1 protein-coding gene is annotated in these 1,364 nt (G+C 55.7%); it reads left to right on the top strand.

Annotated features, from left to right (window positions below; translation table 11 throughout):
• Positions 1-52: 52 nt before the first annotated feature.
• Entirely contained in the window at positions 53-1,303 is a 1,251-nt protein-coding gene (locus AC3WQN_RS25400) for an IS256 family transposase (protein ID WP_103400298.1), read from the top strand.
• Positions 1,304-1,364: the final 61 nt, after the last annotated feature.

Raw genomic sequence — 1,364 nt, 5'->3', positions numbered from 1 at the left:
GGGGGTGTCAGAAATTTTGTGTTCGGGCATAACATGAGTAAGAGGTGCATGTATGCCAACCAAGAAGAAACCCGCGTTGCGAGAGCTGCCGAAAATCCCGAAAGAGCTGCTTGAGCAGTTCACCGATGGGCCGATGACCGCTGAAGCCATTGAGGACGCCTCTGCGGCGTTCAAAAAGGCGTTGATCGAGCGAGCCCTGAATGCTGAGCTCGGTCACCACCTGGGCTATCCGCCGGGCGCGCAGCGCCCAGAGGATGAAACCAACCAGCGCAATGGCAAAAGTAGCAAGACGGTTCTAACCGGCGATGGCCCGCTCCGACTGGATATACCTCGCGACCGGGACGGCAGTTTTTCTCCCATCCTGATTCCCAAACACGAACGCCGTTACACCGGGTTCGACGACAAGATCATCGCTATGTATGCCCGCGGTATGACGGTCAGAGAGATCCGTGCGTTTCTTTCCGAGCAGTACGGTACGGACGTTTCTCCCGACTTCATCAGCTCTGTAACCGACGAGGTCATGGCAGAGATCGGTGCATGGCAACAGCGGCCTTTGGAGCCGATGTATCCGGTTATTTTCTTCGATGCTCTGCGGGTCAAAATCCGCGAAGAGGGCCTGGTTCGCAACAAGGCGATCTACTTGGCCCTGGGTGTTTTGCCTGACGGAACACGCGATATTCTCGGCATTTGGATCGAAACGACCGAGGGCGCTAAATTCTGGATGAAGGTTTTCAACGACCTCAAGACACGTGGCGTCGAAGACGTGTTGATTGCTGTGACCGATGGCCTTAAAGGCATGCCGGAAGCTCTCAGCGCCGTATTTCCGGAGACGACACTGCAAACCTGCATTGTTCATCTGATCCGCAATAGTCTTGATTACGCAGCTTGGGATAAGCGTCGCGAACTGGCCAAAGCGCTCAAACCGATCTATCAGGCACTCACCGCCGAAGCGGCGGAGCAGGCGCTGGATGCGTTTGAAAGCGGACCATGGGGCAAGCAGTATCCGACGGTAGTGGCGGCTTGGCGCCGCGCTTGGGATCGTGTGATTCCATTTTTCGTTTTCCCGCCGGCGATCCGAAAAGTGATTTACACGACCAACGTCATCGAGAGCATCAACGCTCAGCTGCGCAAGATCATCAAGACCCGAGGTCACTTCCCGACCGACGATGCGGCGACAAAACTGATCTGGCTTGGACTGCGCAATATCACAGCAAACTGGGGCTCAGCGGCCCATGACTGGAAAAGTGCGATGAATCAATTCGCGATTCTGTACGGAGATCGATTTATCAGGCCGACCTGGTAAAGCATGGCCTGCCTAACGGCAGGCCGTTACCGGCCCGCACACAAAATATCTGACAGTCCCG

The organism is Pseudomonas sp. FW300-N1A1, from assembly GCF_058789115.1.
The sequence above is the reverse complement of the archived record's forward strand: the minus strand, read 5'-3'. Positions and strand labels throughout refer to the sequence as shown.